At 36.0% G+C, this 22,777-nt stretch carries 20 protein-coding genes; 13 read left to right on the top strand and 7 right to left on the bottom strand.

Annotation, left to right across the window (positions count from 1 at the left end; genetic code table 11):
* The first annotated feature begins 467 nt into the window (after window positions 1–467).
* Window positions 468–1,052 (top strand): ribonuclease HII, encoded by a 585-nt coding sequence (locus OL225_RS00700; protein ID WP_264516956.1) that lies wholly within the window; start codon window positions 468–470, stop codon window positions 1,050–1,052.
* A gap of 131 nt (window positions 1,053–1,183) precedes the next feature.
* Here the strand turns inward: OL225_RS00700 and yidC are convergent, their stop codons facing one another.
* From yidC to OL225_RS00685, 3 genes are all read right to left on the bottom strand, one after another.
* A complete protein-coding gene (yidC, locus tag OL225_RS00695) occupies window positions 1,184–2,983 on the bottom strand; it encodes a membrane protein insertase YidC (protein ID WP_264516955.1) in 1,800 nt (599 codons plus the stop codon).
* Window positions 2,984–3,161: 178 nt separating this feature from the next.
* Window positions 3,162–4,769: a CTP synthase gene (locus OL225_RS00690; RefSeq protein WP_047379124.1), complete on the bottom strand. Its 1,608-nt coding sequence runs from the start codon at window positions 4,767–4,769 to the stop codon at window positions 3,162–3,164.
* 227 nt (window positions 4,770–4,996) lie between these two features.
* Window positions 4,997–5,566 (bottom strand): YceI family protein, encoded by a 570-nt coding sequence (locus tag OL225_RS00685; RefSeq protein WP_264516954.1) that lies wholly within the window; start codon window positions 5,564–5,566, stop codon window positions 4,997–4,999.
* Window positions 5,567–5,702: 136 nt separating this feature from the next.
* On the opposite strand from OL225_RS00685, the gene radA reads away from it, so the two are divergent.
* Together radA and OL225_RS00675 are read left to right on the top strand one after the other, a co-directional pair.
* On the top strand, window positions 5,703–7,052 hold the full coding sequence (gene radA / locus OL225_RS00680) for a DNA repair protein RadA (protein WP_047379126.1): 1,350 nt from the start codon (window positions 5,703–5,705) through the stop codon (window positions 7,050–7,052).
* A gap of 213 nt (window positions 7,053–7,265) precedes the next feature.
* Window positions 7,266–7,859 carry an ACP phosphodiesterase gene (locus tag OL225_RS00675; RefSeq protein ID WP_264516953.1) on the top strand — a complete coding sequence of 198 codons (594 nt, stop codon included), beginning with the start codon at window positions 7,266–7,268 and terminating at the stop codon, window positions 7,857–7,859.
* A gap of 5 nt (window positions 7,860–7,864) precedes the next feature.
* Here OL225_RS00675 and OL225_RS00670 read toward each other — a convergent pair whose 3' ends face one another.
* Both OL225_RS00670 and OL225_RS00665 read right to left on the bottom strand, forming a co-directional pair.
* Window positions 7,865–8,380 (bottom strand): DUF6702 family protein, encoded by a 516-nt coding sequence (locus OL225_RS00670; protein ID WP_047379128.1) that lies wholly within the window; start codon window positions 8,378–8,380, stop codon window positions 7,865–7,867.
* An 81-nt stretch (window positions 8,381–8,461) separates the two neighbouring features.
* Complete coding sequence (locus tag OL225_RS00665) at window positions 8,462–11,680, bottom strand: S8/S53 family peptidase (protein WP_264516952.1); 3,219 nt, start codon at window positions 11,678–11,680, stop codon at window positions 8,462–8,464.
* A gap of 151 nt (window positions 11,681–11,831) precedes the next feature.
* Between OL225_RS00665 and OL225_RS00660 the strand changes: the two genes are divergently transcribed.
* The 5 genes from OL225_RS00660 to OL225_RS00640 all read left to right on the top strand — a co-directional run bounded on the left by OL225_RS00660 (window position 11,832) and on the right by OL225_RS00640 (window position 16,305).
* Window positions 11,832–12,410: a HupE/UreJ family protein gene (locus OL225_RS00660; protein ID WP_047435205.1), complete on the top strand. Its 579-nt coding sequence runs from the start codon at window positions 11,832–11,834 to the stop codon at window positions 12,408–12,410.
* 67 nt (window positions 12,411–12,477) lie between these two features.
* The gene (locus tag OL225_RS00655; RefSeq protein WP_264516951.1) at window positions 12,478–14,865 is read left to right on the top strand and encodes a M1 family metallopeptidase; all 2,388 of its coding nucleotides are present in this window, start codon (window positions 12,478–12,480) and stop codon (window positions 14,863–14,865) included.
* 56 nt (window positions 14,866–14,921) lie between these two features.
* Window positions 14,922–15,644, top strand: a complete 723-nt coding sequence (locus OL225_RS00650; protein ID WP_264516950.1) for a hypothetical protein — start codon at window positions 14,922–14,924, stop codon at window positions 15,642–15,644.
* 154 nt (window positions 15,645–15,798) lie between these two features.
* Window positions 15,799–15,936: a hypothetical protein gene (locus tag OL225_RS00645; protein WP_165790518.1), complete on the top strand. Its 138-nt coding sequence runs from the start codon at window positions 15,799–15,801 to the stop codon at window positions 15,934–15,936.
* 234 nt (window positions 15,937–16,170) lie between these two features.
* Window positions 16,171–16,305: a hypothetical protein gene (locus OL225_RS00640; RefSeq protein ID WP_255812661.1), complete on the top strand. Its 135-nt coding sequence runs from the start codon at window positions 16,171–16,173 to the stop codon at window positions 16,303–16,305.
* Between the two features lie 53 nt (window positions 16,306–16,358).
* Here the strand turns inward: OL225_RS00640 and OL225_RS00635 are convergent, their stop codons facing one another.
* Both OL225_RS00635 and OL225_RS00630 read right to left on the bottom strand, forming a co-directional pair.
* The gene (locus OL225_RS00635) at window positions 16,359–17,057 is read right to left on the bottom strand and encodes a LytR/AlgR family response regulator transcription factor (protein WP_264516949.1); all 699 of its coding nucleotides are present in this window, start codon (window positions 17,055–17,057) and stop codon (window positions 16,359–16,361) included.
* Window positions 17,050–17,958, bottom strand: coding sequence for a sensor histidine kinase (locus tag OL225_RS00630; protein WP_264516948.1), 909 nt, complete (start codon window positions 17,956–17,958; stop codon window positions 17,050–17,052). The genes OL225_RS00635 and OL225_RS00630 overlap by 8 nt, the downstream gene beginning before the upstream one ends.
* 355 nt (window positions 17,959–18,313) lie before the next feature.
* Between OL225_RS00630 and OL225_RS00625 the strand changes: the two genes are divergently transcribed.
* The 5 genes from OL225_RS00625 to groES all read left to right on the top strand — a co-directional run bounded on the left by OL225_RS00625 (window position 18,314) and on the right by groES (window position 22,747).
* The gene (locus OL225_RS00625) at window positions 18,314–19,006 is read left to right on the top strand and encodes a DUF2490 domain-containing protein (protein WP_264516947.1); all 693 of its coding nucleotides are present in this window, start codon (window positions 18,314–18,316) and stop codon (window positions 19,004–19,006) included.
* 27 nt (window positions 19,007–19,033) lie between these two features.
* Window positions 19,034–20,320 (top strand): CitMHS family transporter, encoded by a 1,287-nt coding sequence (locus OL225_RS00620; RefSeq protein ID WP_047379142.1) that lies wholly within the window; start codon window positions 19,034–19,036, stop codon window positions 20,318–20,320.
* 43 nt (window positions 20,321–20,363) lie between these two features.
* Complete coding sequence (locus tag OL225_RS00615) at window positions 20,364–21,575, top strand: cation:dicarboxylate symporter family transporter (protein WP_047379145.1); 1,212 nt, start codon at window positions 20,364–20,366, stop codon at window positions 21,573–21,575.
* A complete protein-coding gene (locus OL225_RS00610) occupies window positions 21,562–22,353 on the top strand; it encodes a TerC family protein (protein WP_264516946.1) in 792 nt (263 codons plus the stop codon). The genes OL225_RS00615 and OL225_RS00610 overlap by 14 nt, the downstream gene beginning before the upstream one ends.
* Before the next feature lie 115 nt (window positions 22,354–22,468).
* A complete protein-coding gene (gene groES / locus OL225_RS00605) occupies window positions 22,469–22,747 on the top strand; it encodes a co-chaperone GroES (protein ID WP_034696138.1) in 279 nt (92 codons plus the stop codon).
* The last annotated feature ends 30 nt before the right edge of the window (window positions 22,748–22,777 follow it).

Below are 22,777 nucleotides of genomic sequence, written 5' to 3'. Positions count from 1 at the left end.
TTAAATTATTGATAAAAAAAACATTGAATTAAATATTAATATTTGTTAAAAAATATTTTTTTAACAAATATTAACAACCAATAGATCGACATTATTTAAAAAAAAATAACAATACTGTTAATTAATAATTTTCATACAAAACCAACAAAAATACAGCACAAACAATAAATCCAATCAAAGAAATAACTAAATAAATCAAAGAAAATGGGGAAACATCAAAATATCACCAATACAATCTATATTATTTTCTATCTTAAAAAAATAGAAAAAGTACGAACATCTCAATACAAAAGCATTATTATCAAAAAAAACACATATTTTAGGAAAAAGTGCTAATTTAAGCTATTTAAAAACCCAGACAAAAAAAACCTTACCATAATAACACGTTAATTTTGATAAAATCATTCACTCAAAAAATAGATTAATATATTTGTTTTTTTAATTTTGTATCTATTATTTAGATAAATATGGAGCTAATAAAAAACTGGTCGAACCTTTACATCGAAGCTGGATGTGATGAAGTAGGAAGAGGATGTTTAAGTGGTCCGGTGGTAGCCGCTGCCGTAATTTTAGATGATGATTTCAAACAAAATCTTGTTAATGATTCAAAAAAATTAACATTCAAAACCCGCATGGAACTGGATAGCTACATCAAAGACAATGTAAAAAACTATGCCATAGCAGAGCTTCCGCCTTCGTTTATTGATGAGCATAATATTCTTAACGCAAGCATTCATGCCATGCACCGTGCACTGGATAAACTGACAATAACACCAGAACTTATTTTGGTAGATGGCAACAAATTCCATCCCTATAATTATATTCCTCACCAATGCATTATTAAGGGAGATTCCAAGGTTTTATCTATTGCTGCAGCCTCTATTCTTGCCAAAAATTATAGGGATAAATTAATGATTCAACTCCATGAAGAACATCCGGAATATGGATGGAACACCAATTTCGGCTATGCAACAAAAAAACACCAGGAAGCCCTTATTAAGCATGGCCCGACCTCACATCACAGACAATCTTTCAGACTAAAATATGATTGAAACAACTCATTTTCAATTATTAAATTCTCATGCCAAGATTGAAAATTTGAAATCATTCTAAATAAAATTCAAATAAAAAAAAGAGAAGCAATTATTTTTTGCTTCTCTTTTTTTATAATGTAATTAAAGAATTATTTTTTCTTATTTCTTTGCTGCTCCTGAGTTTTTTGCTGTTCCTGAGCTTTCTCCATCATTTCTCTCATTCTCTTCTGGAACTTACCTTCTGCTTTCGGTTTTTCCTTATTAGATTGAATCTGAGCGTGGATTTTCTTTTCATCCAGAATCACATATTTAATCACAAGGATAATTAAGATGTTAATAGCATTCGATACAAAATAATACCAAGAAAGACCTGAAGCTGAAGTATTAAGGAAGAATAGGAATGTAATAGGGAAGATGTACATTAATACCTTCATATTTGGCATTCCTTCCTGTTGAGGCTGCTGCATATTCCCTGAAGTCATTACAGTATATATCAAAATAACAACAGTACAAGCCAACGCAAAAATACTTAAGTGATCTCCAAGGAAAGGAACTTTAAATGGAAGCTTGATCAAATCATCATAAGCTGTTAAGTCTTTTGCAAACCAGAACCCTTGCCCTCTAAGATCAATAAAGTTCGGGAAGAAACGAAACAAAGCATAGAAGATAGGAATCTGAACTAACGCCGGTAAACATCCCGCCATCTGATTCACTCCTGCTTTTCTATAGATCTCCATCGTAGCCTGCTGCTTCTTCATTGGATCAGCATCTTTGAATTTAGCATTTGCTTCATCAATTTCCGGACGAATAACCTTCATCATAGCACTCAATTTATGCTGCTTATACATAATTGGCGACAGGATCAACTTAACAATAATTGTCATTACAAAAATAACCCAACCTGCTGATAGCCCCCAAGCGGCAATAATACTATACAGCCACATGAAGAAGTAACGGTTCATTGCTCCGATAAATGACCAACCTAACGGAAGAATTTCATCAAAGTTCTTATCATAAGATTTAAGTAATGGCAGGTCTAATGGCATGAAATACCATGTAAAATCCTGATTCAGCTCACTTCCGGTCATCTGAACAAAGCCTTCATAGTTGAATTTCTTTAAATATTCTCCTTCCTCAACATTTTCCTGATTTCCTTTACTTTGAGTAAATCCGTTTTTAGCTTCAAGCACTGAAGAGAAAAACTGCTGTTTTACCCCAATCCAGTTAAGAGTTTCTTTCTCTTCTTCCATTGTAGTTCTTCCATCATAATCATAGTCTTTATAATTATTGAAAGCATAAGAAAATTCTGAGTGAGACTGCTCTTGAGCTCTACCCTTTTCTAAATTTCTCACATTATAATCCCAGATGAAATCAGCTTTATTGTCTGAAGTAATTTTGGAAAGCCCTTGAGTTCTTACTTTAAAATCAAGGGTGTATTTTGGAAGTAGTGTGTAAATGAATTGAATTACAGCACCATTATAATCTGCAGTTAAGGTTACAGCATTTCCATTAACAGTAGGTGAGAAAACTAAATCTTTAGTATTGATAACCTTTCCCGTTTTATCTTTAAACTGAAAACCGTAGTTTGAGTTATTTTTATTGATCAGATAAAGTGGCTGATCTGCATTGTCTGTTTTGTGGTTGTAAGCTTTATACTTTAAAAGCTCTACTTTGGAAACCTGTCCTCCTAAGCTTGAAAACTCAAGTTTTAATTCATTATTACCAAGACTTGCGGTCTGGATTGAGCTAGGAGTTACATTTGGATTGATATTGTTTGCCTGAGTTTGCTTCACGGCATTTTTTACCTGTTCTGTTTTCTGCTGCTGAGCTTTTAACTCCTCTTCTTTCGCTTGTTTGTTCTGGAAATAGAACATAAAGCCGAAGAGAACCAGGCATAAAACCGCGAAACTAATCATTTGTTTCTTATCGATTCCGTTGTTTTGTTGCATTTTATTTTATATTAAAATTTTAAACTTAGGATGTACCTGTAACGTACATAATTTTGAGCTGACAAAAATACTGTTTTTTTATCAAAACTCTATGCTTTACGATGTTACTATATAATAAACTCAAGCTGATTATTCTCAGCTTGAGTTTATGTATAGACGATTATGATAAAATATTACCTTATTTCTTTTCGCAAGCCTTAATGAAAGCTCTGAATAAAGGATGCGGTGTTGCTACCGTACTCTTATATTCCGGATGATACTGAACTCCCACATAGAATGGATGATCAGGTAGTTCAAGTGCTTCTACCAAGCCTGTTTCAGGATTTGTACCTGTAGCAAGGAAACCATTTTTCTCAAATTCCTGAAGATAATCACTGTTGAATTCATAACGGTGACGGTGTCTTTCAGAAATATTCTTGCTTCCGTAGATATCAAATAGTCTAGAACCATTTTTCAAAGAACACTTCCATGCTCCAAGACGCATCGTTCCTCCTTTATCTACTACATTTTTCTGTTCTTCCATTAAAGAAATTACAGGATCCGGGGTTGCGGTATCAAATTCCATTGAGTTTGCTTTTGTATGTCCTAAAACATTTCTTGCAAATTCAACTGTCATGATCTGCATTCCTAAACAGATTCCCAACATTGGAATTTTATTTTCTCTTGCATATTTTGCAGTAAGAACTTTTCCTTCAATACCTCTGTCTCCAAATCCTGGAGCTACAAGGATACCATTCACTCCTTTCAGCGTATCTTTAATATTCTCTTCTGTGATATCTCCACTGTATACCCATCTTACTTTTACTTCGGTTTCAAGGTCAGCTCCTGCATGTTTGAAAGCTTCAGCAATGGAAATATAGGAATCCTGAAGGGAAACATATTTTCCAACTAATGCAATCTCAACTGTTTTCTTAGGGTTCTGGAATTTCTTAAGGAAATTTTTCCAGTCTTTAAGATCAGCTGTTTTATCACTTTTCAGATCCAGCTCTTTCAATACCACATCATCAAAATTTTGTTTCTGAAGATACATTGGAACTTCATAGATGGTTTCCAGATCCTTACACTCAATAACGTTTTCTAAAGCAACGTTACAGAATTGAGCCAGTTTTGCTCTCTGATCTTTAGGAATTTTATGCTCTGTTCTGCAAACTAAAACATCTGCCATAATTCCGCTTTCCATCAACTGACGAACGGAGTGCTGGGATGGTTTTGTTTTTAATTCTCCACTTGAAGCCAGATAAGGCAATAAAGTAAGGTGAATCACCATAGAATTACTTTCTCCCAATTCCCATTTCAACTGACGAACAGTCTCAATGTATGGTAAAGATTCGATATCCCCTACAGTTCCTCCGATCTCAGTGATGATGATATCGTAGTTCTGTTTTGAAAGGATTTTAATTCTACGTTTGATTTCGTTAGTAATATGAGGAATTACCTGAACTGTTTTTCCAAGGAAATCTCCTTTTCTTTCTTTTTCAATTACAGTCTGGTAAATTTTCCCTGTAGTAACGTTGTTGTTTTGGGATGTAGGAGCATCAAGGTAACGCTCGTAGTGGCCTAAATCCAGATCCGTCTCCGCACCATCTTCAGTTACATAACACTCTCCGTGCTCATAAGGATTCAAAGTTCCTGGGTCGATATTGATATAAGGATCTAATTTTTGGATCGTTACATTAAAGCCGCGTGATTTTAGTAGAAGTCCCAGAGAAGCAGAAACGATTCCCTTTCCCAAAGATGAAGTTACACCTCCTGTCACAAAGATGTACTTTGTATTCTTTTTACTCATTAGATTAGGTTTGTGCAAAGTTATGGGAAAAAGAGATACAAAGCAATTTTTTACATTTTGAAAATGATAAAACATCCTTCAAACAGTCATAAAACCTGATAAAAATTTTTATCTGAATTTGATATATGCAAATGAAACAAAGCTATAGCCAACATGATTTCCGTCTATTAACTAAAAAGGTTTTCCACTTAATATGGAAAACCTTTTCAATTTTATGTTTTACAATGTTACTGTTTAACCAATTCAAAGTAAGCTGTTACTTCAACATCTTTCGCAATTCCAGCTCCTGTAGGATCATACTTGATTCCATAATCCAGACGGTTTACTGTAAATTTTGTCTGAATTCCCATTATTTCTTTTCCTTCTTTATTCTTTGTAATTCCACCGAATGTAACCGGAGCACTGATTTCTTTTTCCACTCCTTTCATCGTCAGTTTCCCTTTTACAATATAATTGTTGTTTTTATCTTTTGTAACGGAAGAACTTTTAAATTCAATAGTAGGATATTTGGCAACATCGAAAAACTCTTCGCTTATAAGATGTCTGTCTCTCATGTCCACTCCGGTGTTAATGCTAGAAACACTTATAGAAAAATTTAAATCGGCATTATCCAGATTAGCACCGCTGCTAGCCATTCTACCGTCAAATTTATCAAACCTTCCCTGTACAAAGCTAATTCCCATATGCTTAATATTGAAGTTGACAGAAGAATGCATGTGGTCTACTTGCCAGGTACCTTGTGCAAATGCCACAATACTTAAAAGCGCAAATACGAAAGATAAAAATACTTTTTTCATTGTAATTATATTTTACATTACTATTTAATTGAACAAAGCTAAGATATGAAAGATATTTCTACTGTGGATGGATTAGTTTTTAATATTAAATCCATTTAGATTCTGAAAGAAAAATGCTTTTTTATAACTTCGCAGTATGGCAAAACTGAAAACAGCATATTTCTGTCAAAACTGCGGAACTCAATACCCACAATGGCTCGGACAATGTAAAAACTGTGGAGAATGGAACACTCTGGTGGAAGAAGTGGTTGAAAAACCTTCTCATAAAACTCCTCCTTTCTCAAAAACCAAACAACATGTAATCAATATTGTTGAAGTGGTAACGAGTGAAGAGCCGAGAATAAAAACTCCTTCTGATGAATTGAACCGCGTTTTAGGAGGCGGAATTGTTTTAGGTTCCGTTACTTTGATTGGTGGTGAACCGGGAATCGGAAAGTCTACTCTTCTGCTTCAGCTTGCTTTGAAAATGAAGAAAAAAATCTTCTATGTTTCGGGGGAAGAAAGTGCCTCTCAGATCAAGATGAGAGCAGACAGGCTTACGGATATTCAAAATCCAAACTGCTTTCTTTTCACTGAAACATCATTGGAAAAAATCCTTCATGAGGCAAAAAAACTGGAACCTGATTTTATGATCATTGATTCCATTCAAACCCTGCAGTCTCAACTGATAGAGAGTTCACCGGGAACCGTTTCCCAAATCCGCGAATGCTCCAATGAGATCATCAAATATGCCAAAGAAAATAATACTCCTGTATTTCTTGTAGGGCACATCACCAAAGATGGTCAGATTGCCGGACCAAAGGTACTGGAACATATGGTGGATGTGGTTTTGAATTTTGATGGAGACCGAAATCACCTTTTCAGATTGCTGAGAGCTAATAAAAACCGTTTCGGATCTACTTCCGAGATTGGTATCTATGAAATGGTTTCTCAGGGATTGAAAGAGATTAAAAATCCTTCTGAAATTCTGATCACCAAGAAATTTGAAGAACTTTCCGGAAACTCCGTTGCGGTAACCCTGGAAGGAAACCGTCCTATGCTTCTGGAGATTCAGGCACTGGTAAGTACTGCCGTTTATGGTACTCCTCAAAGAAGTTCCACCGGTTTTGATTCCAAAAGATTGAATATGCTTTTGGCTGTACTGGAAAAAAGAGCAGGTTTCCAGCTTGGAGCTAAAGACGTTTTCCTGAATATTACTGGAGGAATAAAAACAGACGACCCGGCACTGGATCTGGCAGTAGTAGCTTCTGTTCTTTCATCCAATGAAGATATTGCAATTTCAGAACATTACTGCTTTGCAGGAGAAATCGGGCTAAGCGGAGAAATACGTCCTGTAGCTCAGGTGGAACAAAGAATTACTGAAGCTGAAAAACTGGGTTATGAAAAAATATTTGTTTCCAATCTTAATAAAATTCCGAAGAGAAAGTTTGGCATAAAGATCGAAGAAGTGAGTAAGATTGAGGATTTTCATGAGAGGCTTTTTTAATGTGAATGGTCAATTTTGCTACGCAAGTCAATAGTCAATTGGAACGTGAATAAAAATTCACAAGCGAAGCGGATTCACTATTGATAAAATTGTGAATGGTCAATCTTGCTGTGCAAGTCAATGGTCAATTGGGAGGTTGATAAAAAATTCACGAGCGAAGCGGATTCACTATTCACTATATCAAAACTCACATTTAATTCATACCTTTAAATTATGAATTATCTGGCGCATTCTTTTCTTTCTTTTACCGACGGACAGATCGTGGGTCAATTTCTCGAAGATTTTATCCGTAACAGAGATCGTTTTTCTTTCCCGAAAGATATTCAGGATGGAATCACCCTGCATAGAGCTATTGATACTTATACTGACTCCCATCCCGCCATTCATGAAGCTAAAAAAATATTTGCTCCTTTGGTAAGACTGTATGCTGGTGCATTTGTAGATGTTTCTATGGATCACTTTGTGGCCAGAGACCTTTCTCTGAATTCTTTGGCGGAATGGAAGGCCCACTCTCTTAAAGTGTACAGCGTTTTGAATGCCCATGAACAATGGCTGCCGGAAAATTTCAAAAAAATGCTTGTCAAAATGGAGCACGACGACTGGCTTTATAATTACCGTGAAGACTGGGGAATTAAATTCAGTATTCAGAATGTGCTCAATAAAGCAAAATATCTGGATAAAGACATTCCTGTTTTTGAAGCTTTTTTAAAAAATAAAGATCATCTTCAGCAATGTTATGATGATTTTTTTCCTGACCTGCTCGCTCATGCGAAAGGAATCAATACATTGCTGCAACTAGAAAATTAATATTCTTAAAACTGCTTATAAAGATAGCGGTTAGGATAGGTAAGCTTTTCACTGTTTCTTTGCCCATTGACAATGATATGAACAATATTGATCTGATCATCAAAAAGATTGTACAGAAAACTTACAGCAGTTTCCACTTTTTTAGGTGCGGCTACAGGTTCAGACTCGAGAAATATATCTACAGATTCCTGGTCTTCTTCATAGCCAATATAGTTTACTTTCAAAAATTTGTTGTCTGCTTTTAATTTGAAATATTCCGAGCAATATTTCTGTAATGCGTCATTCAGTTTTGCTCTGTATTTTTCATCATTAAAATGAAAAGCTCCTCCATATTTTTTTCCCAATCCATTTTCCATATCATCAAGGAAAAATCTCCCTGTCACTTCGAATGTTCTGGATTTTGAATTATAATTAATTTCTACAGAGCCTACATGATAGGGATGAAAGGCTTCACCATCCGTAAAACTCTGAAATACCAGGGTTACAAATAAAAAAAATCCAAAAAAAAGCTTACCTGACATGAATTCTATTTTTACAGCAAATATAAAAAAAGCAGCAGTTATAAAAACGGCTGCTTCTGATAATAATTGATTGATGAAGATTTATTGTTTAATTACTTTTTTCGTAATTTTTGTGTTATCATCCAATATAATGGTGAACAGATAAGTTCCTCTTACCAGTTCTGAAACATCAATTTTACCGGAATGGGTATCCACATTTACGGTTTTAATCAGTTTTCCTGAAACATCATAGATCGTTACTGCTGCTTTAGAATGTCTGCCTAATGCTACATTCACAAAATCTTTCGCAGGATTTGGAGTGATATTCACTTCCGGGTTCAACTTAACATCGACTGTTCCTAATGTTGTCCCTGTTTTAACAAAATATCCGCCAAAACCTGTCGTCTGAAAGCTCACTTCCCAGTATTGATAGGTATCATTCCAGATAATATCAGCAATATCGGGAGTAATAACCGAAGCTGTCCCTCCAAAAGATGCGACTGTACCAGTAGTACTGGTTCCTGTATATTTTTCAATAATAAGGTTAGCTTTATTGGCAACATCTGCAGGTGAAGTAGGTAATTTCACTCCACTTGTCAAGTTATAAGCATCGAAATCACCCTGTTTAAAGTATAAAGTTACTTTTCCGGTTGCTGTGGCTGCATTCGTGTCAGGATTTATTTCATATCTTCTTGCCACATAGTTTGGCTGTGCATTATCCACCCATACTTTTGATGTTGTATTTCCTGCTACAGTACTTGCGGTTTCTTTTTCCACTCTTGAAATCAGCTGGCAGGCGTTTGTAAAATAGTTATAACCATTGGCCACTGTACTTGCTTTCGTTTGATTAGACGTTGCTAAATTCTTTACTTCAGCAATATTTTCATAGACTACAGCTCTCATTTTAAGATCAAAAGTTCTTGAAGTCCATGTAGTGCCGTCAGTAGAAGTCTTAGATCTGTTATTTACTACTGCGTTCTCAGCTTTCATCGCAATTCTCCCCCCTAATCCATTTACGACAATATAAAATTCTTTTCCGGTTACCATTTGTACATTTAAATCGGAAAGATTCACATAGTTCCAGGTAAATCTTTGAGAACTATTAAGCCATGAAGTAATGGTTTTGGTTGCAATAATATCTCCTGGATTTCCACTGGCATTCACTTTTCTGATTTGAATATCAACCGGAATATCTGAAGGGAGTGAAGTCCCTGTTAAAAATGAAAAACCTCCCAATTTCCCTGTTAACGTTGGTGTATATCTTACTGCCAGAGCAATATTATCAAAGTAATAATTAGATTCTGTATTAGCAATAATATAAGGTTCATCATACCCTATAGTCTCAAAATTAGATTTTACACATCCTAATTCATCAGTAACAGCTTTATAAATGTCCAGTTTACCATATCCCCACCTCATGTTTGGAACGGTTCCTGTTGCTCCATCCATTCTGGCATTAGCAGTAAGACGTGTTTTCACCTGTGCTGCTGTTAACGAAGGATTAGCCTGAAGCAATAATCCAACAGCTCCTGCTACTCCTGGTGAAGACATACTTGTCCCCTGGTTTTTCACATAATAATTAGTTCCTGCAATAATATCTGTTGCAGCCGGAGCAGAATTACTGGATCTTGATGAAATAACATTCTGACCTGAACCTGCAATATCAGGTTTTTGGACACCATCTACTCTAGGTCCCTGTGAACTAAATGAAGAGATGGATTCCTGTGGAGTAAGTGTAAAATAACCACTTGTTCCACTATACCAACTGGCTCTTCCCATGTATGAAGCTACTGTAATAGCATTGGAAGCATTCCCCGGAGATCCTACAATATATTCATTATCTCCGTTTTGCAACGTAGTTTGTACTCCCTGGCTATACAGCCAGCCGTGGGTGGTTATCTGCTGTGCTCCGTTATTGGTAATTTCTAATGTATAATTTCCCTGAACATCAGTAGCTCCTGAAGTTCTGGTTACAACTAACTGTACATATCTTTTATTGTTATCATTTCCCCAATAATTATACATCGTTGCTGTAAGACCACCTCCCAATATAGTGTGAGCCGTGGTTGTGCTTATATTCTGAGTATATTGCTGTCCATCGGGAGTAGTCAGTTTTGCTGTAACAGCAGTATTATCATTGGCATACATAATGAATGAAAATACTGAAGCAGCAGAGGTATTGCTTGCTACTGTAAAACTGTACGTCTGTGCAGCACCAGCCGCAATATCCACTTTTCTGTGAAGATTAGCTCCGTAATCATTTCCGGCAGAAATAACCACAACTCTACCAGTTCCTGAAGTCGTAAAATTATTAACCGCCACTTCATGACTGGAAGTTCCGTCATGAGCAGTTCCCTGACCACCAATACTCATATTGACAACGATAGGTTTATTAAGTGCCGTAGCTACATTTTTGAAATAGGTTAAGGCATTAATGGTATTTGTTGTAGGAAAAGAGCCATTCCCTCCTTTTACAAATACGATATCTGCATCGGATGAAAATCCTTTGTGCCTCTTATCTGTAAAAGCGGCACCATTTCCGGCAGCAGTACCCGAAACATGGGTTCCGTGCCCGTTAGTATCATTTTCGCGAACGAAGCCTGTAGGTGTCCCATCCAGTTCATCTTCAATCTGTGCTCTTGTATATTCCACACCTGTTGAAAACCCTGTAGGAGTTGTCTCACCAGATTGTGCCGTTAATGTCTGATCCCAGATGGAAACAATTCTGCTTTTGGTCTGGTCATCAGCTTTTCTGAAATCCGGATGCTTCCAGTCTATCCCACTGTCATAAATTCCAACCAAAACACCGGTACCATTATAAGAAGTATTATTAAAAACTCCATCCTGCAAAAGACTTGCTCCGGACTGGGCTCTGCTCACATCATTATGAAGCTCATCAAATTCTGGTCCCATTACAGACGTTATATAGGGAAGCTGCACAAGTCTTTCAATATCTTCAATGGTAACCAAAGCGGTGGAAAAAGTTGGCAGCTGGCTCTGAATAATAAAACCATCTGCTTTCAGTTTTTCTGGTTCTTTGGTATAAATAATACATGAATACATGGTTTGTGCTCCTTTTGAAGTCACCACCAGATGCTGATCAAGTTTCATATCCGGGCGTTCCAGATCTTTCACCGCTCTTCCATTGGCTATATTCTCTTTATTTTTCAATAAAACATCAAAGCGGGAGTCCAGTTTCTGTACCTGCCCGTAAAAGGCATAAGAATACAATCCTAAAAAGGCTGCTGCTGCATTTCTCAGAAGCTTCGATCCTCCGTGTGAAATGCTTACTTTTGTAAAAAATAATTTTTTAATATCCATATTTCATTTTTAAGCAATACAATTATACAATATTTATTAAAAATATAAATAATACCAATAATTAACAAACAATAAGCGTAAAAATTAAATCAAATAATAAAATTAACAACATTTTAACAAAATATTTAAAATATAAAATTTTTTAACCAAAATGCAGGATTTTCTTTTTTATTTAAACCTTGGATGGGAACATATTATTTCTTTGGATGCATTGGATCATCAATTATTTGTTTTGGCTTTAATAGCTGTTTATTCTTACAGTGACTGGAAGAAAATACTGATCCTTGTAACTGCATTTACGATCGGACATTCCATTACATTAGCTTTAAGTATCCTTGACGTCTTCAGGGTTCCGTCTGACTGGGTTGAGTTTTTAATTCCCCTGACGATTGTCCTGACATCATTGGATAATATCATTATGAAAAATCAAAAGCAGACCCTGATGCGGGCCAATTACTATCTTGCTCTGATCTTTGGTCTGGTACATGGAATGGGGTTCGCCAACACAGCAAGAGTAATGATTGCGAAAAGCCAAAGTATTGCTTTACCCCTGCTGGGATTCAATATTGGTTTGGAGCTTGGTCAGATTGTAATTGTTGCTGCAATCTTAATCATCCTGTTTATTTCACTCAATCTTTTTAAAGTGAATAAAAAAGACTGGATACTCTTTGTTTCTTCCGGGGTGTTTGCTTTATCCTTAAAAATGACTTTGGAAAGAATTCCTTTTTAAAAGTTAAATATTTTCATTATTTCAAGAGCTTATTACTATCTTTGATCATTAATAAATCATTTCGGTTATGAAACTAAAAGTTGTTATACTTTCACTTTCTGTATTTGCATATACAGGTTTCACCGCACAAAATATTCAGAATAACCCAGGCAGCAACCATGGCAACAAGTTTGAGCAGCTGGGAACAATTCTACCAACACCCAACATTTACAGAACGGCTTCCGGAGCTCCGGGACACGGATACTGGCAAAACAGAGCGGACTATAACATTACCGCGTATCTGGATGAGGACAAAAGAAATCTGAAAGGTTCTGAAACGGTAACTTACTACAACAATTCTCCTGATGATCTGGATTATATCTGGCTGCAGCTTGATGAAAATGAGCATTCAAGCATCAGAAATGCCGGGTATGATACTTCATCGGTTCTTCGCCCTTCAACGACCGACCAACAGCTTAAGACTACTGAACTTCCGGTAAAAGATAATGGCTATGGCGTGAGTCTTGAAAAAGTGACAGATGCTGCAGGTAATGCTTTGAAGTATACTGTCAACAAAACCATGATGCGTATTGATCTTCCTAAAGTTTTGAAAAAGGGCGAAAAATTCGTTTTCAAAGTAGACTGGAACTACAATATCTCCAACAGAATGAAGATGGGAGGCCGCGGCGGTTATGAAAATTTCCCTGAAGATGGCAATGATCTCTACACTATGGCACAATGGTATCCAAGAATGTGTGTATACAGTGACTTCCAGGGATGGCAGAACCATCAGTTTACCGGAAGAGGTGAATTCGCTTTGGTTTTTGGAGATTTTAAAGTTTCAATGAATGTTCCTGCCGATCATATTGTAGGAGGAACCGGAGAATGTAAAAATTATGATCAGGTATTAACATCTGATCAGTTATCAAGATACAGAAAAGCTGAAAATGCATCTGAACCTATCGAAATCGTAACATTGGATGAAGCTAAAAAAGCTGAAAAAAATCATTCAAAACAAAGAAAAACATGGGTTTTTGAAGCAAAGGATGTTCGTGATTTCGCATGGACTTCTTCGAGAAAGTTTGTATGGGACGGAATGCGTGTAACGATTCCTGAAAACAATAATAAAGTAATGGCGATGAGTTTCTACCCGAAAGAATCTTATGGTCTTTACAGAAAGTTTTCCACAAAAGCGGTTGCCCATACCATTAAGACCTATTCAGAATTTACCATCCCTTATCCATATCCTGTAGCACAATCTGTAGAAGCAGCAAACGGTATGGAATATCCGATGATCTGTTTCAATTTTGGAAGAACTGAAAAAGACGGAACGTATTCCGAAGGAACCAAAAACGGAATGCTTGGAGTAATTATTCATGAAGTTGGACACAACTTTTTCCCGATGATCATCAACTCTGATGAGAGACAGTGGGCATGGATGGATGAAGGTCTGAACACTTTTACAGAATATCTTACAGAAGAAAAATGGGATAATAAATTCCCTTCCAAAAGAGGACCGGCATGGACTATCGTAGATTACATGAAACTTCCGAAAGATCAGCTGGAACCTATTATGAGCAACTCTGAAAATATTGTTCAGTATGGACCGAACGCGTATTCAAAACCTGCTACAGGACTGAATATTCTTCGTGAAACGATCATGGGAAGAGAGCTTTTCGACAAAGCTTTTAAAACTTATGCTAAAAGATGGGCATTCAAACATCCTGAACCTGCAGATTTATTCCGTACCATGGAAGATGCCAGCGGTGAAGATCTTGACTGGTTCTGGAGAGGATGGTTCTACGGTACAGATCCTGTAGATATTGCAATTGATAAAGTAACGGTTGCTGTTCCTAATCTTGAAACAGATCCAAAAGCAGCGGCTGAAGTGAAATATCAGGTTGAAAAACCTTTGGTAAACAGTTTTGAAGATCTTTCAAAAATCAGAAACAGAGAAGACAAGAATATCAAATTCTATGTAGAGACAGACAAAGCTGCCCAGGATTTCTATTATAAATATGACAGAGGCCAGGAAAAAGTAGATAATAATAAGGAATACACCATCAAAACTGATGCTAGTCTTCCTTTAGACGCGAAGGATAAAGAGAAATTCAAAAATATTACCGGTTATCAGATCGATTTTGTTAACAAGGGCGGGCTGGTAATGCCTATTATCCTTGAATTTACTTTTGAAGACGGCTCAAAATTGTATGATAAATCCGCAGCACAGATCTGGAGACTGAATGAGCAAAAAGTTTCCAAGACGTATTATTTTGATAAGAAAGTAAAATCTATTCAGCTTGATCCGATGAGAGAAACTGCTGATATTGACACAACCAATAACTTATGGACTAGTTCCGGATCTGGTACTGAAACTTCAAAATTCCAGCTCTTTAAACAAAAACAGGAAGCAGGTTCTGTAAGAGGAGGCTCCACCGGAAAGGTGAATCCAATGCAGGCTGCAGGAAAGAGTTAAAAATCAAAATGTTGTAACTTTTAACAAATACAGCACTACTTATTATTAAAAAGATCATGAGAACTATTCTTTTCCTTTTAATACTAAGTAGTGCTAATTTTTTTTCCCAGAAATTACTTACTCCCGAAAATTCAGGAATCAATTCAAAACTCATCCAGGATGAAACTTCTGAAGCCGTATGGTTTGTTGAAAATGCAGGCACAAAAATAGAAATAGGAAGCATTATTACTGAGATCAAAAAACTCAACAAAGCAGATCTTCTTATCAGAACTACTGTAAAAATGAAACAGGCTCCGGATGCTCAATGGACGGATTCTACTCTTGTCAAAACTTCCAATTTCAGCCCAGTCTACCACTCTTCTTACAATTCAATGAGAGACATGGTTCTCAAGTCTGAAAAGGATAAGGTCACCGGATATTATCTGGATAAGAAATCTCAGAAAAAAGATATAATCGAAATTCCTGCAACAAATTATTTTGACAGCAGCAGCTATGCTCTACTGATAAGATATCTTCCTTTGAAAGAAAGTTACACTGCTGAGATTTCCATTTTCGATTACAATCCTAAATCTGAGAAAAAAGGGATGATGAAAGCTTACATTCTGGATACTCAAAAGTCAGAATATAAAGGAAAGCCTGTCTGGGTAGTGAAAACAAATGATGATATCAGCAACCAATTAACCATAGTGACCTATTATATTGATCCCGCCACAAGAAAAATTGTTAAGCAGGATATGGACATGGCAGGAAAAAAAATGTCTTTAGAAACAATTCAATAAATCACTGAAAATCAGACACCAATATCTTATTTCCGTCTACAAAAAATATAACAACCTGACTTAAAAAGTCTTATATTTGAATGACCATAAACACCAAATGTCAAAAACCTGATTGACAATAAATGTTCAGGATCAAAAAAACAAAATATTACTTATGAAAAATGCCAAATTACTAAGCAGAGATGCTCAGAAAACGATCAATGGCGGAATTGCTGCCAGACTTGTATGCTGCGAACGCGACGACAACGGAAAGTGTACTTTATGGATCGGACCGGGACAGAATTGCCCATAGTTCAATTATCTGATAACAATTTAGAATAAAGCCGGAGGTTTCCGGCTTTCCCTGTTTATATCCTCCATCATCTTTACAACCTGATAATCAAAATTTTATTTAAAAAAAACAGCAATAAAATATATCCCATAATAAGGAAAAATAGTATCTTTGATCCACTTCTTTTACACCAAATGTCAAAATCCTGATTGACTTTAAATTCTCAGGAGCGTACAAATCAAAATATTATTAACTATGAAAAACGCTAAATTATTAAGCAGAGATGCTCAGAAATCTATCAATGGCGGAGCTGCAGGACGCATTTGCTGTGAATACAATTACAAAGGACAATGTATCCTGTGGATCGGACCTGGACAATATTGCCCATAGTTCAGCCATCAGATAACAATTTTTGAAAGCCGGAAAATTCCGGCTTTTATTTTTTAGCTTAAATGTGCTTTTACGTTCTTTTTATAAGTTCGCCCAAGTGGAAGTTCTTCTCCGTTTTTCAAAAAAACATGACCGGAATTATAAGAATTGATATGATCCGACAAAACGATATAAGACTTATGAATTCTGATAAACCCGAAATGCTGAAATTTCTCTTCAAAATTTGACATTCTCTCCAAAATCATATATTTTTTCAATGGGGTCATCAGTACAATATATTCCCCGAATCCCTGTATCCATAGAATATCTTTAAGAAAAACTTTATTCATCACGTAATTGGATTTGAACATAATATAGTCTTCCTGCTGCTGGTTATTAGCAGAGCTTTTAAACTGAACAAAATCTCTTGCTTTATTAACCGCTTTTTTGAAAGTATCAAAGTCTACAGGTTTTATGAGATAATGAACAACATCCAGTTCAAAGGCTTTCACCGCGTATTTTGTTTCCAGTGTAAGAAAAATACATAACGGCGGATCGGGAAGCTGCTGCAAAAGTTCTACTCCATTGATTCCAGGCATATTGATATCGAAAACAACCAAATCCACTTTATTTGCTTTCAGGAATGCCAGCGCCTCTTCCGGTTTCTGAAATGAAGCCAGCAGTTCAACATCTTCAAGCTGATCGCAATATTGTTTTACAAGCTGCAATGCAGGATATTCATCATCTACATTAACGATAGTAAGGTTAGCCATTGATAGTAATTGTTAAAGCAATTTTATATTGATCATTTTCTTTCGGTCCGGAATAAAATTCATACTGATCAGGATAAAATTTTTCCAATATATGAATAATTGCTTCATTACCCAATCCGTGATAATTAGATTCAGCCGCATGATTTCTATCTTTCCCTACAGAATTTATAATTTCAAAATACAGTTCAAAGCGCTCAATATTACAGAATAATTTTATAAAACCATGAGCATCCTCTCCTATTGCTGAGTGCTTTAATGCATTTTCAAATAAAGTAAGAAGTATAGCAGACGGGATTTCAGCAATGTCAAATTCTTCCTGATCTTCAATATCCATTACAATATCAAGCTGGTTATTATATTTAAGCTGGTATAAAGCTGCAAGAGCTTTCAGTGAAGAAAATTCCTGGGAAATCGTTACTTTTTCCTTTCCACTGTCATAAATAATATACTTCAGAAGCCGGCTCAACTGCAAAATAGAATCCGACGTTTTCTCTGAATGGGTAAAACTGTTCGCGTATATATTATTAAGAGTATTCAACAAAAAATGAGGATTCAGTTTAGACTTCAGCAAATCAAGATAAAGCTGGTCTTTCTCTTCTCCAAGGCTGATTACATCCTGCTCAATTAAAAATTTGTCTTTGGTAATTCCCAAAAAAGAACCGACCAGAATTATTATTCCCTGCGAGATGTACACATTATACAGGAACCCAACATGGTAACTTTTTTCACTGAAATCGATCTGAAAAACTGCCGGCTCCCACAGAATTCTGAAAAGACTGGACACCAAAAAACAGATTAAAGCATAAAGGATAAACTCCGGATACTTATTGGATAAATAAAACCGGGGAACAAGATAATAGTATACCAGATAATAAATTCCCACATTAAAAATTGTATTCAAAATAATGCTTATTACCAACTGAGTTGAATCCAGGAAGTAGTTTTCGGTGAAATAAGTCATCAAAATGAAGATAAAAAAGAAAAAAACATGCTGAAACCTCAACAAAAATTTCCAACGGTACTTCATAAGACTTTCCAGAATCTTACCACTAAATAAAATTCTGATAATCAATAATATAATAATAAAATTAATGATTAAAAACATAGTCCATACCTTATTTTGAAACGCATCAAATATAATATCTTTTTGTCTCAAAATGCAGTTCGTTGAGAAAAACTGTCATTGATTGAAAAAATCCAGTCCCGCTCTGTCGAATAAATATATTTGAGAAACCGCAATATTAATCAAATATTACATGAAACTTAATATACAATTAATGCTTATTTTATCATTTTGCATGGTAAATAGCCTTTTACACAGTCAGAGTAAAGACAACTATAATATGTGGTTTCAATACCTGATGTCGGCAAAGCTTACGGATAAAAGTACTTTAACCGCACTTACTCAATACCGTTCTTTTGATCTTGCCTATGACACAAGGCTTTTTCTCGTGAATGCCTATGTAGATTATGAAGTGGTGGAAAATATAAAACCTGCTGCAGGAGCTATGTTTTTAATCCTTGAATCTTATAATGCTGATGATTCTAAAAAGATAAGATATGAAAAAAGACCTTTCCAGCAGGTAACCGCTGATTATTACATCGGCAGAACGTCAATTTCCAACCGGCTTAGAGTGGAAGAACGTTTTATCAGTAATCCTGATGAATTTGAAGTAAGAATCCGGTATCTGATCTCTGTCAGAATTCCTTTCAATAAAAAAGGAGAAAAAGAAAAGCTTTATGGTATTCTTAAAAATGAAATAAGAATGAATGTTGATAAGCTAGAACCCTTCGACAGCAATCGTATTACGGCAGGTCTTGGAATAAAACTAGGAAAAAATTCTGCTTTGGAGCTAGCCTTTATCAATCAGCTGGAAACCAAAAAAACAAGTAATTATGGATTCGTAGGATTCAGAAACAATTTTGACTGGAGAAAAAAGAAACAATAATAACCTCATTAATATTTACACAAAACTATGCTGACCCTTCTTGGCTTTTTAATGATTTTCATCTTCATGGTTCTCATCATGAACAAAAAGATGACTCCACTTACCGCCTTAGTTCTAGTTCCGGTTCTTATAGCTGTAGTTGCAGGATTTGGACCTGACCTCGGAAAAATGATGAAAGACGGAGTAAAAGAAATAGCACTTACGGGAGTTATGCTGATTTTTGCCATCCTGTATTTCAGTCTGATGATTGATACAGGGCTTTTCGAGCCCCTTGTCAATGCCATATTAAAGGCTGTAGGAGATAATCCTGTAAAAACAACCATCGGAACTGCCCTTCTCACCACTTTAGTTTCATTAGACGGCGATGGCTCTTCCACTTACATTATTGTAGTGGCTGCATTACTCCCACTTTATAAAAAACAAGGGATGAACCCTTTGGTTCTGACCTGTATTATCATGCTTGCAGGCGGTATTATGAATATTTTACCATGGGGAGGACCTACTGCAAGAGTGATGAGTTCCCTTAAACTGGGCCACACAGAAATATTCGTTCCTATGATCCCGGTAATGGTGATCGGGCTGATCTGGGTATTTTTTGTCGCCTATATTTTGGGTGTACGGGAGAAAAAAAGAATAAGCAAGCACGGAAAATATACCAAATACAGCGGACAGGATATTGCCGGGGAAAATGATCCCGCATTAAGACGTCCCAAACTTATTATTATCAATCTGATCCTTACCATTGTCCTGCTTTGCGTAATGATTCTTGATATTATTCCTTTGGGAATTGCCTTTATGATTGCCTTTTGTATAGCTTCCCTAATTAATTATCCGAAACTGAAAGACCAGCAGAAAATCATTTCAAAACATGCAGGAAATGCATTATCTGTAGCAGGAATGATCTTCGGAGCAGGAATTTTTACAGGAATCCTGAATGGTACCGGAATTATGAATTCTATGGGAAACAGTATTATCAGTATCGTTCCTAAAACATGGGGTGGATATCTGAACGTCATCACTGCAATATTCAGTGTACCGCTTACTTTTTTCCTTACCAATGATGCCTATTATTTTGGAATATTGCCTGTGATTACTGCAACCGGCAGCCAGCTGAATATTCCTCCTGATATTTTAGGACGTGCCAGCCTTGTGGGGCAGGCTTCTCATTTATTAAGTCCTTTGGTTCCTTCTACTTATCTGTTGGTTTCACTGGCAGGTGTGGAATTCTCGGACCATCTGAAATTCACTTTAAAATGGGCCATAGGATCATCAATCGTAATGTTGCTGAGCGCATTGCTTCTTGGTATTATATAAGGTTATATCTTTGAATTTTGTAATCTTACCCAATAAAAAGTGAATGATGAAACCTTCTAAGCAAAAAACATTTACAGACTCCTATTTAAGAAACTTAACTCTATATGTGTTCACAGCGATTATCTGTGGAGCATTAACCGGTTATTATTTCCCGGAAGTCAGTAAACATCTGGAAACGGTAAGCAGTTACTTTTTCATGCTTCTTGAGGTTTTGATTATTCCTGTTATTTTCATTGCTGTAACTTATGGGGTAAGCTACATTTTCAGCACCAAAAATGCTTTTAAAATTGTAAGTCAGATGGTTCTGTACTTTTTAATCATCACCTCCGTAAGTATTGTATTGGGAATCGGTTCCGGGCTTCTTTTAAAACCAGGAGCCAATACGGGAATTATCATTTCTTCCCACAAAGCGCTTCCGGAAAGATTTTTAACCACATCCACGAATCCGTTGCATATCAGCAATTATGTGCTTTTTCTTTTAATATCAATATCTGCGGGAGTTGTGATTGGCCTTTCAAAGAAAAAAAATAACATTCTTAAAACGATTGATAAGGGAAGAAACTTGTTTTTCAAGATCATCAAGTATGTTTACATCTTTCTTCCGATAGTCATTTTCTCTAATATCGCTTACGGAATTTCTGTATATGGGATTAATACTTTACTGCCATTAAGTAAGATAGTTGCAACGGTATATCTTACCTGTGTATTTTTCATTTTCGGAATACTAGGTATTGTAACGGCTTACTTTAAAATTAACCTTTGGGATTTTTTAATCAGCATCAAAGAGGAAATCATTCTTGTAGTGGCCACTTCTTCTTCAAAGACCGCCTTCCCCATGATTTTTGATAAAATGGAATCACAAGGCTATGACCGGAAAATTCTTCGTCTTATTATTCCTCTCGGATACAATTTTAATCTGGCAGGAGCCTGTATTTACCTTTCAATTTCATGTATTTTTCTTATCCAGTTTTATAATATTCCTCTTACGGTAAAAGATTATTTCTGGCTTTTTATAACGATTTCAATTGCTTCAAAAACAGCTTCGGGAGTACCCGGATCAGGCTTCCTTGCCCTGATGTTTACCCTAAGCCGTTTTGGAAAAATTCCCACCACAGATCTTGCTCTTTTATACAGTATAGACCGCTTTATGAACGAAGCCAGATCGGTTACCAATTTCATAGGTATTTCAGTTTCTGCTGCCATTATTTCAAAACTTAATCAAAATTCTATTTCTTTAAAAAATGATGTTTCCTGATTTCACACACCTTTTAAATGACATATTACAAAATCCTGCAAAATCCATCGCTATCATCGGTAATCTTATCCTGATCGAAAGCCTTCTCTCTGTAGACAATGCAGCTGTACTAGCTACCATCGTAATGGATCTGCCCGAACATCAAAGAAAAAAAGCCTTGAAATACGGAATCCTTGGAGCTTATGTATTTCGTGGACTGGCCCTTATTTTTGCTTCCGTACTGATTTCCGTATGGTGGCTAAAACCATTAGGAGGATTCTATCTGCTCTATATTTCCTTTGACTGGTTTATCAAAAAGATTAAAAACACAAATGATGAAGAAAATCCTGAGGAAACCCCGGACAAAGAATCCAGTTGGCTGTACAAAAATTCAATCGGACTGCTGGGACAGTTCTGGGCCACTGTAGCTATTGTAGAAGTAATGGATCTTGCTTTTTCCATAGATAATGTTTTTGCTGCGGTAGCGTTTTCAGACAATTTACTTTTGATTACACTTGGGGTATTTATAGGAATTTTAGCGATGAGATTTATTGCACAGTGGTTTGTCCGTCTGATGCAGATATTCCCTTTTCTGGAAACGGCCGCTTTTATTGTGATTGCTATTTTAGGAGTTAAACTAAGTTTGTCATTATACGAACACTTCTACCCTGCTACAGCTTTTGCTCAGTTTTTAGCCAGTCATACCATGGAAATTCTGGTTTCCGCTATTACCGTTCTTTTGTTTATAGTCCCTGTAGCTACGAGTTATCTTTTCGGATTTCCAGCACGCAAGAAATAATTTTTCTGCCAAATTTTCACATTCGGAAATAAAAGTCTGCCATTTCATCCACCAGTGTCTCATGGCATACATTTAGAGAATTACTACACAGAAATAATTAATAAATAAACATATTATGTCAGTAAACTTTAAACCATTAGCAGACAGAGTTCTAGTAGAGCCTATCGCTGCAGAAACTAAAACAGCTTCAGGTATTATCATCCCGGACACTGCAAAGGAAAAGCCTCAAGAAGGTACTGTTGTGGCAGTAGGTCCTGGTAAAAAAGATGAGCCTACAACTGTTCAGGTAGGTGACAAAGTTCTTTATGGAAAATATTCAGGAGCTGAATTGAAGCTTGAAGGAAAAGATTATTTAATCGTAAGAGAAGCTGATTTATTAGGAATCATCGGTTAATTTGTAAAAAGTAAAATGTATTCATGTAAA

The organism is Chryseobacterium viscerum (assembly GCF_025949665.1).
Taxonomy (GTDB): domain Bacteria; phylum Bacteroidota; class Bacteroidia; order Flavobacteriales; family Weeksellaceae; genus Chryseobacterium; species Chryseobacterium viscerum_A.
This window is presented reverse-complemented; position numbering and strand designations above follow the sequence as displayed.